Raw genomic sequence first — 13,556 nt, 5'->3', positions numbered from 1 at the left:
AAAAGTACTATTATTTTATGCAAGCACATAGTGAAAAACGTGTTTTTGGTTTAGATCTAATGAGGGCTATGGCAATAGTACTAGTTGTTTTTTCTCATGTATCTTGGATAGTGCCAAATGCACAAGGAGTGATTCCAGATTTAATGGGGATTGCAGGAGTTCTTGGCGTAGAAATATTTTTTGTACTTAGTGGCTTCCTTATAGGTCGAATTATTTACCGTCTTTATACCTCTGATAATTTTAATTTTAAATCGCTCTCGTATTTTTGGGTGAGACGATGGTTTAGAACACTTCCTAATTATTATTTAGCATTAATTATAAACATAGGTATCTCCGTTTATTTAGGTTTGGCTTTACCAGATCGTCTTTGGACATATTTTCTATTTCTTCAAAATTTGACTACAGAAATGCCTTCTTTTTTTGTAGAGTCTTGGAGTTTGTCTATTGAAGAGTTTGCTTATATAATAGGACCTTTGTTGTTGTATTTTACACTGTTTATAAAGACAAAGTTGTCAAAATCGAAACAGTTTTTATGCGTAACGTTCCTTATTATTTTAATTTTTATACTAACTAAATGGCTTTATGCAATTAATGATGATGTAAAAACAATGTATCATTGGAATTCCCATTTAAAAGCAGTAGTGATTTATAGAATAGATGCTATTTATTATGGCGTTTTTGCTGCTTATATCTCTATGGTGAAACCAAAATTTTGGAAACAAAGTAAATATATAGCCATGGGATTAAGTGTGTTAAGTTTAGGTGTTATAAATATTGCAGTTCCTTTACAGTATATATTTATTGAAACGCACTCTACATTTTGGAACTTATGGTATTTACCACTCAATTCAATAGCTATATTATTGGCATTGCCAATGCTAAGTGAATTAAAGAAAGCCCCAAAACTAATAAGTAGGCCAATTACGTTTATTAGCTTAACATCTTATGCTATTTATGTTTTACATTATTCTATTATTTTGCAATTAATGAAATACAATTTGCCAACTGATAACTTACCTAAATTTGATATTCTAATTTATATCTTAACGTATTTAAGCTTGACGCTCATTTGCGCATATTTTGTTTATCGTTTATTTGAAAGACCTCTGACTAATTTAAGGGACACTTCAAAGCTCAAAACATACTTCAATTAGTTTTTTCTTTACATAATATTTTGAAGATTATATAGGTAAGTGACAAATTCATAATTATTCTAAATAAGCGTAATTATTAATTTGATATTTAAGTTGCTATAGAATTATTAAATGCATAATAAATTATATTTAAAAATGCTGAATTGATAGTAAAACACACTAAGTTAGTATTTAATTCAACAAAATCCCAATTTTGTTACATATTTTTTAAAACCCTTTATAATTCGTAAATTTGTGACACAAACAAACTAATTATCAACCTTAAATATACTATATGGCTTTTGACATTGATATGATTAAAAAGGTTTACGCTAACATGACAGAGCGCGTTGATGCTGCTAGAGACATTGTTGGTAAACCATTAACACTTTCAGAAAAAATATTATACTCACACTTATGGGACGGAAAACCTACTACAGCCTTTACAAGAGGAAAGGATTATGTAGATTTTGCTCCAGACCGTGTGGCATGCCAAGATGCAACTGCTCAAATGGCATTATTGCAATTTATGCAAGCAGGTAAGCCTAAAGTGGCTGTACCAACTACAGTGCATTGTGATCACTTAATCCAAGCAAAAGATGGTGCTGCTACCGATTTAAAGAATGCAAATAGCACGAGTAGTGAAGTGTTTAATTTCTTGGAATCTGTTTCTAATAAGTATGGTATTGGTTTTTGGAAACCAGGAGCTGGGATTATTCACCAGGTTGTATTAGAAAATTATGCATTTCCAGGAGGAATGATGATTGGTACTGATTCTCATACTGTAAATGCTGGTGGACTAGGAATGGTTGCTATTGGAGTTGGTGGTGCTGATGCTGTAGATGTTATGGCGGGAATGGCTTGGGAACTTAAATTTCCAAAACTGATAGGAGTAAGATTAACAGGGAAACTTTCTGGTTGGACAGCGCCAAAAGATGTCATTTTAAAAGTAGCAGGTATTGTTTCAGCTAAAGGTGGAACAGGTGCTATTGTAGAATATTTTGGACCTGGAGCAACATCTATGTCTTGTACAGGAAAAGGAACAATTTGTAACATGGGAGCTGAGATTGGAGCAACGACTTCAACATTTGGCTACGATGATTCTATGGAGCGTTATTTACGTGCTACAGATAGAGCTGATGTTGCAGATGAAGCTAATAAAATTAGACCATACCTAACTGCTGATGAAGAGGTATATGCTAACCCAGAACAATATTTTGACCAAGTAATTGATATTGATTTATCTGAATTAGGACCTTTATTAAATGGACCTTTTACTCCAGATTTATCAACACCAGTTGGTAAAGATATGTCTAAAATTGCAAATGAAAATGAATGGCCTATAGCTGTAGAATGGGGATTAATAGGTTCTTGTACGAACTCGTCTTATGAAGATTTATCAAGAGCATCATCTATTGCACAACAAGCCATAGATAAAGGCATTAAAATGAAAGCTGAATTAGGAATAAATCCTGGTTCTGAGCAAGTACGTTATACAGCTGAACGTGATGGTATTTTAGGAATTTTTGAAAAATTAGATGCTAAAATATTTACGAATGCTTGTGGTCCATGTATTGGACAATGGGCAAGATATAGCGACCCTAAAAATGCACCAAAAAACAGTATTGTTCACTCATTTAACAGAAACTTTGCTAAACGTGCAGATGGAAATCCAAATACACATGCTTTTGTAGCTTCACCAGAAATTACAGCTGCAATAGCTATTGCAGGACGTTTAGACTTTAATCCTATGACGGATAAGTTAATTAACGAAAATGGAGAAGAAGTTATGTTTGATGAGCCTACAGGATGGGAATTACCTCCTAAAGGTTTTGAAGTAAAAGACAATGGGTATTTAGCGCCAGTTGCAGACGGAAGTCAAGTAGAGGTTTCTGTGAGTCCAACATCTGAGCGTTTACAATTATTAGAGCCTTTTACACCTCTTGGTAATTCTATTACAGGAGCTAAGTTATTAATTAAAGCTTTCGGAAAATGTACTACCGACCATATTTCTATGGCTGGACCTTGGTTACGTTTTAGAGGTCATTTAGATAATATAGCCAACAACACTTTAATAGGTGCCGTAAATGCTTTTGGTAAGAAAACTAATTTTGTGAAAAATCAGTTGACAGGTGAATTTGGTGGTGTGCCAGATACAGCAAGAGCGTATAAAGCAGCTGGAGTAAAATCAATAGTAGTTGGTGATCATAATTATGGTGAAGGTTCTTCTAGAGAACACGCAGCTATGCAACCAAGACAGTTAGGTGTTGCTGCAGTTATCGTAAAATCTTTTGCTCGTATTCACGAAACAAACCTTAAAAAACAAGGTATGTTAGGTTTAACTTTTGCTAATGAAGCTGATTATGATTTAATTCAAGAAGATGACACCTTCAACTTTATAGATTTAAATGAATTTGCACCAGATAAGCAATTACATTTAGAAGTTGTTCATGCAGATGGAAGTAAAGATGTAATCGCATTGAATCATACTTATAATGATGCACAAATTGATTGGTATAATGAAGGTTCTGCTTTAAATTTAATTAAAAAGCAAAACTCTTAATAATTAAGTGATATAAACTATAAAAATCCGTTAGAAATTCTAACGGATTTTTTTATGCCAATTAATAAAGGATTAACCCTAAATTAAAAAGAGTATATTCGTTCTTATAATATAAATTTATGAAAAAAACACTACTCTTTTTAAGTTTCATCTTGTTATTGCAAACCAATGAAATTTTGGCACAAACCATTGAACTACCATCTACTTTATATTTATGTGAAACTGGTTCTCTTGAGCTTGATGGAACTGTAATAAATACAACAGATACAAATATTACTTATCAATGGTATTATGGATTTTCAATTAGTTCTGCAAACGAAGAAATTGTTGGTGCAACGGATCCTTTATTAACAATCACTGGAAATAGCAATGGACTTGGATATTATAAAGTTGTAGCAACGTTCTCTGATAATAGTAATCTTATAGGTTGGGTTCAAATCTTAAAGAGTGACTACCTATACAATAACAACTATGAATTTGTTCAGTGTAATGATTTTTTTATTGATGATTTGCAGAGCCATTACTATTTATTTAACGCTTCTAATATAACAACTAGATATTATTATACTGAGAGTGACGCTATTCTAGGTAATAATAACAATATTACTTATTATCAAGTATATGACTATGTAACTATATTATATCTACGTATTGAAGAAAATGATGGTTCATGTGTAGATATTATTCCTTTAGAGGTTATTCCCGATTTTCCGATTTTATTTGCTATTTGGGTTCCTAATATGGGAGATTGTTCTATTGATGCAACGGACAACGTATTTGATTTAACTACAAATGATGCTCAAATTATTGGCGGACAACAATTAGCAGTGGTTAATTATTTTGTTAGCTATAATGATGCTAGTAATCTAAATAATCCAATAACGAATGCTTCTACTTATACGGCATTGTCGCCTAATCAAACTATTTATGCCAGGGTATATGATCCAAATAACACTAATTTTAATTGCGATCCATATCTAAGCATTACCCAATTTCAATTATTATCCATTTCAGAACCAACTCCAAATACAGAATTAGATTATATTGTTTGTGATAATACAAGCGGCTCCTCTACTGATGGCATTGGTGCTTTTGATTTAACAAGTAAAAATACTTTGTTGTTATCTGGTTTAAGCACGTATCAATATAATATTAGTTACTATACTACTTTGGTTGATGCCGAAAGTAGTGCAAACGCTATAGCTTCGCCTCAAAATTATATGGCTAGTGATGAAGTTATATATGTAAGAGTTGAGAGCAGTATAAACTCAGAGTGTGTTCAAATTTCAGAGATGAATTTAATAGTACAAGATACTTGTGATGATATTTCAGTGAATTTACTATCATATTGGTCAGCTCCTAGACCAGGATTTACATATAGAAATATGCTTGTTATAAAAAATAATGGAGAATCCACAGTCAGTTCTGGCACTGTAGCGTTTACTAAGGATCCTTTGGTAACCTATTCTGGAGCAATAGGGTTGAGTACAGGTAATTCAATTACACCAACGGCAGATGGATTTACCTTAGATTTTATAAACTTATTGCCTGGTGAAAGTGAAGTAATTTATATTGATTTATTAGTATCCACTTCTGCGAATTTAGGAGATATGATCACCAATGTTGCAGAGTATACAACATCTTCCAGTGATGTGGTCGTTGAAAATAATTCCTCTAGTTTATCAGAAATTATTATAGGTTCTTATGATCCCAATGATATTAACGAATCTCATGGACCAGAGATTGAACATGTAAGTTTTACAGAAGACGATTATTTATATTACACGATTAGGTTTCAAAATGTGGGGACTGCTAGTGCAATAAATGTAACCATAGAAAATGTTTTAGATCCAAAGTTAGACAAAACTACATTTCAAATGTTAAGCGCAAGTCATTCGTACGCAGTTGAACGCGATTTTGATGCCTTAACGTGGCAATTCAATAATATTAATTTGGCCGATGAAACTACTGACGAACCTAATAGTCATGGATTTGTATACTATAAGATAAAGCCATTAGCAGGCTATGAAATAGGTGATATAGTGCCTAATACAGCAGCTATTGTTTTCGATTTTAATGCGCCTGTAATAACAAATACTTTTAATACTGAATTTGTAGCTCCTCTAAGTTTAACAGAAAATAGTCTTAATTCTCAATATATACTATTTCCAAATCCTTTAAAAGATGTGGTGAGTTTGAGTTTTAGTTCAGAACAATCAAACGTTGAAGTTATTGTTTTTGATATTTTAGGAAAAATAGTATTAACGCAAAAGGAACAATACGTTTTAACACTAGAACTCAATCTATCGTCTTTAGAAAATGGTGTTTATTTCGTGAAAGCTAAAGATGATAAAGGACAATGGGGCTCAAAAAAGATTATTAAAGAGTAATCTCTAACGTTTTTATAAAAGTAAAGCCTTTGAGAAATCAAGGGCTTTTTTATGTTAGGATGCTATTTTTATCTCGACAATTATGCTATCTAACAAATACACCTTCTAAATGCAGTCACTATGGTTCTTTGATAATGTTAACCTTTTTAAGGTGCTCTGCCCTCATAAAGTCAAGATTTATACTAACGAACATAATTTTTGTTCGTACAAAAAGAAAGACTATATCTATATTGAAGCAGATGCTGCCAATAAAGTTTATTTAATTGAACATGGAAAAGTTAAAATTGGCTATTACAGTGAAGATGGAAATGAAATCGTAAAAGCCATTCTTACTAAAGGTGAATTATTTGGTGAAAAAGCTATTCTAGGAGATGATAAGCGTGATGAATTTGCACAGTCCATAGATAACGAAACTTCTATATGTCCTATAAGTGTTGATACCATGCACGATTTAATGAGAGACAATCAAAATTTTAGTTTTAAAGTCTATAAATTCATTGGTTTAAAGTTTAAAAAATTAGAGCGTAGGTTACAATTGTTATTGTTTAAAGATACTAAAACACGCTTAATTGAATTTCTAGATGAACTTTGTGTAGATTTTGGTTACGACTGTGACAAAACCGGAGATTATGTTATTAAGCATCCCTATACTCAAAAAGATATTGCTTCGCTTATAGGTACATCGAGACCAACAATTAATATCCTGCTTAATGAGTTAAAAGAGGAAAATTACTTAGATTTTAACAGAAAAGAAATAAGAATCTTAAAAAAATCAGCATAGTGTTAGCTATCTAACATTTAAAGAGGTTGTGGTCGTTTAATTTTGAAATATAATTTTAAAATTAAAAAAGCAATGAAGAAAAAAATGATTTTAGCGGTATTGGCATTAGGGATTTTTGCCAGTTCGTGTAGTAGTGATGATGATAACACAAGCTCAGTAAATTCAAATTTAACCCTCAACCTTGATGGTTTAGAAGCGTTAGGTGATGATTTTGTTTATGAAGGATGGATTATTGTAGATGGATCTCCAGTATCTACAGGAACATTTAGTAGTGTAGATTTTCCTCAAACATTTAATGTAAATTCAGTACAGTTAGCTATGGCAACTACATTTGTATTGTCTATTGAACCTGCAGTAGATTCTGATCCCGCTCCAGCTGCTACAAAAATTTTAGCAGGTGATTTTTCCGGAACTTTGGCAAGTGTAAATTCTAATGGTATAGTTGCAGATTTTAGTACTTCTACAGGTAACTATATTTTAGCAACACCAACAGATTTAGATGATACTAATGAGGAAAGTGGAGTTTGGTTTTTAGACAACTCTAGTGGAAGTGCTGTTGCAGGATTAGATTTACCAACGCTAACAGATGGTTGGAAATACGAAGGTTGGGCAGTCATAGATGGTACACCAGTTAGTACAGGAACATTTACAGACCCAACATTAGCAGATGATAATGCAGCTACTTCAGTTTTTAAAGGAGATGCAGGAAATGGACCAGATTTTCCAGGTGAAGATTATTTACAAAACGCTCCTGCAGGAATGACGTTTCCAACCGATTTGCGTGGTGCAACAATCGTGATTTCTGTTGAACCGGTACCAGATAATAGTCCAACACCTTTTACGTTAAAACCCTTAGCGCATGTAGTACCAGAAGAAGCTTCTGTACGTACAACCATTTCAATGGAAGTAGGACCCGTTTCTGTTATTTCAGGAACCGTAACAAAAAGTTAAGTTAGATTAAATTTGTTAGATTTGAAGCGTGATACCAAATTTATGGTGTTGCGCTTCTTTATTTTATATTAATACGGATATGAAAAAATCAAATAAGAAAAAATCTATAATTTCTAATATAATTGGTATTGCGGTTATCTTGTTACTTATTATACCTCAAACAAGAAGTGCTATTCAGGTAACGCTTCATAAAGGGTTGAGCTACGTGAATCAATCATCACTTATTAATAAAGAAGACAGGGTGTCTGTAAGCTATACAGATTGGCAGTTAATATCCGATACCAATAAGGTTATTAGTTTTAATGATACTAAAGGAAAAGTTGTATTTATAAACTTTTGGGCAACCTGGTGTCCGCCTTGTATTGCAGAAATGCCAAGTCTTCAAGAGTTATATAATGACTACAACGCTAAAGTAGAATTTATGTTTGTTACTAGTGATGATTTTAAAACTGTAGAAAAATTTAAAACAAAAAAAGGGTTTAATTTTGAAGTGTATAATCCATTAAATCAAGTGCCTTCAACCTTGTCAACTCAGACGATACCAAGAACTTTTATTATTAATAAAGAAGGAGAAATTGTTGTAGACGAATCTGGTGCTATAGATTGGAATAGCGACAAAGTTAGAGAAATGCTTAACACGTTAATAGATTAAGCTATAGTTGTATATTTTTATAGCTTAATGCGTTTCATAAGGTATAAATTGGTAAGTATAAGTGTAAACGCATACACCATGTCTTCAATAGGAATTGTGAAAATTCTAAAAGCAAGATTTTGACTATTGTCATACCATACAACTTCATTTTCAATACAACTCCCGGTTAATAGTCCGTTTACAATAAAAAAAGGAATTAACATTACTAAGAAGGTTACGTAGTATTCTTGCAGAAGTTTAATATTAAATTTTAAAACAAATAGAATTAAACCAATAGCATAAATAAAATTAACTAAAGTGTACCATTTGTCATAGGCAAAAATTAATGTAATTGATAATATTGCTAATGAGATGTAGCTTATAGTTTTTGTGGTTTTTTTAGAAACGCTCATGTTTGGAAAATAATATAAGAGCGAATAATGTGTAAATACACAAGCATAAGGTATACATATAAAAAACAACCATTCTTCAATGGGTAAATTAAAGATTCTATACTTTAAAAAATAGGCGTCATTAAAACCCCAAAAGCCGTAGTGTGTAAATATAATATCCCATGGAACATAGAAGCACATGGTTATTATGATGGCAATAAATAAAGACTTCCAATGCTTATAAAACTGTAATTTTGGATGAAAACTGTAAATAAAAGGTATAGAAAGTGACCCTAAATCTAAAAGTAAATACAGATAATTCATTAGTTATTGTTTAAAATATTTAAAAGGAACAATTAACATTCCGAAGTTTTCTCCTTTGTCCTTCCCTAAGTGTTTATGGTGAATCTTGTGGGCACGTCTCAATCCTCTTGCGTATTTATTATCTATGTTTCGTAGCCACTTAAAACGTTGGTGAATAAATATATCGTGAACAATAAAATAGGCTGCACCATATACTAAGATACCTAATCCTATAGGTAGGCAATACCAAATGGCTTCGTAACTCCATAAGTAAAAACAAACCATACTAACAATGGCATAGAAAATAAAAAAGGCATCATTACGTTCAAACCAACTATCGTGATCTTTTTTGTGATGATCTTTGTGTAAATTCCATAAAAAACCATGCATAATATACTTGTGTGTAAACCAAGCGTTGAATTCCATGATAAAGAATGTACTTAAGAAAATCAGTATCCAAAAAATAGTTTGCATAATTATCTATTTATATTTTAAAGTAAATTCAGTTGATATTTAACATAGCTTCTTGTAAGTAGCTCTATTTTTCTGTAATTAGGTACTCTAATTCTAGTCGATTTAATCTGTAAAGCAGGAGTTTTTTTAAGTTTATCTAATAATTTACTATAATAACGATAAGCCATAAATACTCCAAATTTAGCTTCTAAAGGTAATCGTTTTATGCCTTGTAATCCTTTTTCAAAATCAGATTCTATATCAGATATAATTGCTTTTTTTGAAGTTTCGTCTAATTGATTTAAATCTGTATCTGGAAAATAAGTTCTATTTAAACCTTCAAAGTCGGCTTTTAAATCACGTAAGAAATTGACTTTCTGAAAAGCTGATCCTAAGCTCATTGCAGATGCTTTTAGGTCTTCATATTTTTCAGTATCACCTTTAACAAAAACTTTTAGACACATTAATCCAACAACATCTGCCGAACCATAAATGTACTCTTCGTATTCATCATGGGTCAAATAATCTGTTTTATGAAGATCAAGTCGCATGCTGTTCATAAAAGAATCTACCAAATGTTTGTCAATGCCATAGTTGTGATAGGTTTCTTGAAAGGAATTTAAAATAGGGTTTAAGCTAATTCTATCTTCCAAAGCAGCTTCTAAATCCCTTTCAAAATTGTTAAAAAGCTGTTCTTTGTTGTAGTCATGAAATGTATCAACAATCTCATCAGCAAATCTTACAAATCCATAAATATTGTAAATATCTTGCCTTATGCTATGTGATAACATTTTTGTAGCTAATGAGAATGATGTACTGTAAGCATTAGTAACTGCTTTACTACATTCTCTAGAGACATTGTCGAAAATTGATTTCATACTGTGTTTATTAAAATTAATTTTTTTGAATTAGTTCAGATACTAATTTTCCCGATATTAAGGCTGGAGGTACACCTGGTCCAGGTACAGTTAATTGCCCTGTAAAATATAAGTCTTTAACTTTTTTGCTTTTTAATTTTGGTCTTAAAAAGGCCGTTTGCGTTAAAGTGTTAGCCAAACCATAAGCATTTCCTTTATAAGAATTGTATTCGCTTATAAAATCATTAACACAAAAAGACGACTTAAAAAGAATATGTTTTTGAACATTTTGATGTGTTCTTTTTTCGAAACGCTTTATAATAAGATTAAAATAGTGGTCACGTAATTGGGGTGTGTCTTCTAAACCAGGCGCAATAGGAATGAGGAAAAAACCTGTTTCACAATGCTGAGGCGCCATAGTTTTATCTGTAACAGAAGGAAAATTGGCATAAAACAAAGGATCTTCTGGCCATTTAGGATTGTCATAGATGTCTTTTGCGTGAATTTCAAAATCTGTGTCAAAAAATAAATTATGATGTTCTATATTTTGTAGTTTTTTATCAAAACCAATATAAAAGAGTAGGGAAGAAGGAGCAAATGTTCGTTTGTTCCAATAAGCTTCGCTATACTGTCTGTGTTGTTTTTCTAGTAAGGTTTCTGTATGATGGTAATCTGCGCCACTTAAAACAATATCAGAAGGAATAATTTTTTCATTAACAGTGATGCTTTCAGCGGTATTGTTTTTAACCGTTATCTTTTCAACATTGCTGTTTGTATAAATAGAGACACCTATGCTTTCTGCTAAGCTTTGCATGGCTTTAATAATTTCATACATACCTCCTTTAGGGTGCCATGTTCCTAAACCAAAATCTGCAAAATTCATAAAACTATAAAAAGAAGGTGTCTGATTAGGTTTTGCTCCTAAAAACAATACTGGAAATTCTAATGTTGAAATAAGTTTTGGGTTTTTAAAGTTTTTACGAACTTCCGAGCTTATGGTTTTAAAAAACTGGTCTACTCTTGTAATGGTTTCCTTAGATACCAACTCAAAAGGTGAAACACCTGGTTTTAGTACAACTTTATTTATTGCAATATCGTAGTGCTCTTGTGCTCTTGCTATGAATTTTCTTAATGGTTTAGAGCTTCCTGCTTCAATACGTTCAAATTCTTCACAAATTTTATCCATGTGATCACCTATGGTAATTACATCGTCTAAAAAGAAGATTTTATAAGCAGGACTGAGCTTGTCTAGTTGGTAGTAGTCACTGGTGGTTTTTCCAAAGTCGTTAAAGAATTTTTCAAAAACATCAGGCATCCAATACCAACTTGGACCTATGTCAAAGGTAAATCCATCTTTAATAAGTTGTCTTGCTCTTCCGCCTACAGTATCATTTTTTTCGTAGATAGAAACAGTATGTCCTGCTTTAGCTAGATAGCATGCTGCCGATAGAGCTGAAAAACCAGAACCTATTATGGATATTGTTTTAGACATTAATTTATAATTCTTTAATTAGTGCTTTAATAGAATCGAATGGTTTAATATGTTCAGGTAATTGCATTTTGTCAATACCATCTAGCATTTTTCCTAAAACCCAGAAACTCGTATTAGAGTTTTTTAACAAGGCATCATCAAATTCTTCTATGTAGCTTAAAAGATTTTCTTTTTCAGGCTTAACAGTAAAATAAGATACAAAAATAATCTCATCATAGTAGTTTTTAATATCTCTAAGACTTTGTATTGGAACACTTGGTCCTAAAAATATAGACCTGTAACCGTGTCTAATAATCTCATAATTAATAAACATTAAGCCGAGTTCGTGTATTTCGTTGTCAGGCAAATAAAGCACAAATGTTTTATTGGAGGTGTGCATTTGTTTGGCCTGAATTTTTTCGGTATTGACTAGTATTTTCTGGCGGATAAGTGTAGAAACAAAATGTTCGTGAGCAGGAGTAATTGTGTCTGTCTGCCATAGCAATCCAATTTCTTTTAAAAAGGGTATAAGAATGTTGTAAAAAATATCTTGAAAAGCTTTTTCATTAAGAAGCGAATCATAAGTCTTATAAAAGAGAGATTGGTCAAAATTAAGCATGGAAAGCTTAAAAGCGTTTATGGCATGGCTCTCCATATTTGATTCCGTTGCAATTTCTCTAACTAATTGCGGGATTTTCTGAGAATCAATGGTTGCAATCTTAGATATTTTATAGCCATTATTATTAAGATAACTTACGTTAAGAAGCTTTTGAAAATTAGCTAAGTCGTAATATCTAATATTTGTTTCTGTACGTTTGGGCTCAAGCAAATTATAACGCTTTTCCCAAATTCTAATCGTGTGTGCTTTAATTCCAGTAAGGTTTTCTAGATCTTTAATGCTAAACCTATCTTTAATATTGTTCATTTTTTTTTGAAAATGTTTAAACAAAAATAAGGTTTATACCAATACGAAGTTTAGAATTAACAAAAATTATGAAAAAAAGAATTGTAAAATGCAATGAAACCTAGTGAAGGCTTATTTATTAGTGAAGAATATAAATGTGATTTTTAAGTAATTGTGCGCACGAGAAGACTCGAACTTCCACGGACTAATGTCCACCAACCCCTCAAGCTGGCGCGTCTACCAATTCCGCCACGTGCGCAAAATAATGAAGTAAATATAAAAAAAGTTAAGCATTACGCTTAACCTTTTTTTAGTGACCAGTCTGGGGCTCGAACCCAGGACCCTCTCCTTAAAAGGGAGATGCTCTGCCAACTGAGCTAACTAGTCGTTATGTTTTTTTCTAACGAGGGTGCAAATATAAAACCTTTATATAAATACAAAGAACAGAATCAAAAAAAAATATTTTTTTTTATTTGATGACGGTTATAAGTGTCCTATAATATTTATTTAATATGTAATTATTCGTTTTGTAGTAATTTGATACTGCATGTTTTAGGGTCATTGCTAAAAGTTGTGTGTGATGATTAAAAAAAGATTCTGATTTTTGTAAAAAAAAAAAGACTTTTGGACAATTATCTAGAACTACTGAAACTTATTCTTCCTGAATTTTTAATAGATCATTTTGATTTAATTAGGCATACCAAGAATGGAGAAGTCATGCATCTCT

Annotated in this window: 11 protein-coding genes and 2 tRNA genes; 6 read left to right on the top strand and 7 right to left on the bottom strand. The window is 31.8% G+C overall.

All coding sequences use genetic code 11. The features are described 5' to 3' along the window. Window positions 1-17: 17 nt before the first annotated feature. The 6 genes from VDP25_RS15505 to VDP25_RS15480 all read left to right on the top strand — a co-directional run bounded on the left by VDP25_RS15505 (window position 18) and on the right by VDP25_RS15480 (window position 8,470). Window positions 18-1,154 carry an acyltransferase family protein gene (locus tag VDP25_RS15505; protein ID WP_334471285.1) on the top strand — a complete coding sequence of 379 codons (1,137 nt, stop codon included), beginning with the start codon at window positions 18-20 and terminating at the stop codon, window positions 1,152-1,154. 274 nt (window positions 1,155-1,428) lie between these two features. Next, window positions 1,429-3,696, top strand: a complete 2,268-nt coding sequence (locus VDP25_RS15500) for an aconitate hydratase (RefSeq protein ID WP_334471284.1) — start codon at window positions 1,429-1,431, stop codon at window positions 3,694-3,696. Window positions 3,697-3,815: 119 nt separating this feature from the next. Continuing rightward, window positions 3,816-6,086 carry a T9SS type A sorting domain-containing protein gene (locus VDP25_RS15495; protein WP_334471282.1) on the top strand — a complete coding sequence of 757 codons (2,271 nt, stop codon included), beginning with the start codon at window positions 3,816-3,818 and terminating at the stop codon, window positions 6,084-6,086. Window positions 6,087-6,195: 109 nt separating this feature from the next. Further along, window positions 6,196-6,867: a Crp/Fnr family transcriptional regulator gene (locus VDP25_RS15490; protein WP_334471281.1), complete on the top strand. Its 672-nt coding sequence runs from the start codon at window positions 6,196-6,198 to the stop codon at window positions 6,865-6,867. A gap of 72 nt (window positions 6,868-6,939) precedes the next feature. Beyond that, the gene (locus tag VDP25_RS15485) at window positions 6,940-7,818 is read left to right on the top strand and encodes an anti-sigma factor (protein WP_334471279.1); all 879 of its coding nucleotides are present in this window, start codon (window positions 6,940-6,942) and stop codon (window positions 7,816-7,818) included. Window positions 7,819-7,897: 79 nt separating this feature from the next. Further along, on the top strand, window positions 7,898-8,470 hold the full coding sequence (locus VDP25_RS15480) for a TlpA family protein disulfide reductase (protein ID WP_334471277.1): 573 nt from the start codon (window positions 7,898-7,900) through the stop codon (window positions 8,468-8,470). A 17-nt stretch (window positions 8,471-8,487) separates the two neighbouring features. Here the strand turns inward: VDP25_RS15480 and VDP25_RS15475 are convergent, their stop codons facing one another. The 7 genes from VDP25_RS15475 to VDP25_RS15445 all read right to left on the bottom strand — a co-directional run bounded on the left by VDP25_RS15475 (window position 8,488) and on the right by VDP25_RS15445 (window position 13,216). Next, the gene (locus tag VDP25_RS15475) at window positions 8,488-9,165 is read right to left on the bottom strand and encodes a lycopene cyclase domain-containing protein (RefSeq protein ID WP_334471275.1); all 678 of its coding nucleotides are present in this window, start codon (window positions 9,163-9,165) and stop codon (window positions 8,488-8,490) included. Between the two features lie 3 nt (window positions 9,166-9,168). Then, entirely contained in the window at window positions 9,169-9,618 is a 450-nt protein-coding gene (locus VDP25_RS15470; RefSeq protein WP_334471274.1) for a sterol desaturase family protein, read from the bottom strand. Between the two features lie 17 nt (window positions 9,619-9,635). Then, complete coding sequence (locus VDP25_RS15465; protein ID WP_334471272.1) at window positions 9,636-10,475, bottom strand: phytoene/squalene synthase family protein; 840 nt, start codon at window positions 10,473-10,475, stop codon at window positions 9,636-9,638. A 16-nt stretch (window positions 10,476-10,491) separates the two neighbouring features. Beyond that, window positions 10,492-11,946 carry a phytoene desaturase family protein gene (locus tag VDP25_RS15460; protein WP_334471271.1) on the bottom strand — a complete coding sequence of 485 codons (1,455 nt, stop codon included), beginning with the start codon at window positions 11,944-11,946 and terminating at the stop codon, window positions 10,492-10,494. Window positions 11,947-11,950: 4 nt separating this feature from the next. Beyond that, complete coding sequence (locus VDP25_RS15455) at window positions 11,951-12,850, bottom strand: MerR family transcriptional regulator (protein ID WP_334471269.1); 900 nt, start codon at window positions 12,848-12,850, stop codon at window positions 11,951-11,953. Between the two features lie 154 nt (window positions 12,851-13,004). Continuing rightward, window positions 13,005-13,088: transfer RNA gene (locus VDP25_RS15450), tRNA-Leu, on the bottom strand. A 55-nt stretch (window positions 13,089-13,143) separates the two neighbouring features. Further along, a tRNA-Lys gene (locus VDP25_RS15445) sits at window positions 13,144-13,216 on the bottom strand. Window positions 13,217-13,556: the final 340 nt, after the last annotated feature.

The organism is Winogradskyella sp. ECml5-4, from assembly GCF_036903175.1.
In the GTDB taxonomy this organism is placed as follows: domain Bacteria; phylum Bacteroidota; class Bacteroidia; order Flavobacteriales; family Flavobacteriaceae; genus Winogradskyella; species Winogradskyella damuponensis.
This window is presented reverse-complemented; position numbering and strand designations above follow the sequence as displayed.

Bases quoted from the DNA above. Each gene is read 5' to 3' on its own strand.
- VDP25_RS15495 (WP_334471282.1), top strand. From the start codon at position 3,816: ATGAAAAAAACACTACTCTTTTTAAGTTTCATCTTGTTATTGCAAACC.
- VDP25_RS15505 (WP_334471285.1), top strand. From the start codon at position 18: ATGCAAGCACATAGTGAAAAACGTGTTTTTGGTTTAGATCTAATGAGG.
- VDP25_RS15490 (WP_334471281.1), top strand. From the start codon at position 6,196: ATGCAGTCACTATGGTTCTTTGATAATGTTAACCTTTTTAAGGTGCTC.
- VDP25_RS15500 (WP_334471284.1), top strand. From the start codon at position 1,429: ATGGCTTTTGACATTGATATGATTAAAAAGGTTTACGCTAACATGACA.
- VDP25_RS15475 (WP_334471275.1), bottom strand. From the start codon at position 9,165: ATGAATTATCTGTATTTACTTTTAGATTTAGGGTCACTTTCTATACCT.
- VDP25_RS15460 (WP_334471271.1), bottom strand. From the start codon at position 11,946: ATGTCTAAAACAATATCCATAATAGGTTCTGGTTTTTCAGCTCTATCG.
- VDP25_RS15480 (WP_334471277.1), top strand. From the start codon at position 7,898: ATGAAAAAATCAAATAAGAAAAAATCTATAATTTCTAATATAATTGGT.
- VDP25_RS15455 (WP_334471269.1), bottom strand. From the start codon at position 12,850: ATGAACAATATTAAAGATAGGTTTAGCATTAAAGATCTAGAAAACCTT.
- VDP25_RS15485 (WP_334471279.1), top strand. From the start codon at position 6,940: ATGAAGAAAAAAATGATTTTAGCGGTATTGGCATTAGGGATTTTTGCC.
- VDP25_RS15470 (WP_334471274.1), bottom strand. From the start codon at position 9,618: ATGCAAACTATTTTTTGGATACTGATTTTCTTAAGTACATTCTTTATC.
- VDP25_RS15465 (WP_334471272.1), bottom strand. From the start codon at position 10,475: ATGAAATCAATTTTCGACAATGTCTCTAGAGAATGTAGTAAAGCAGTT.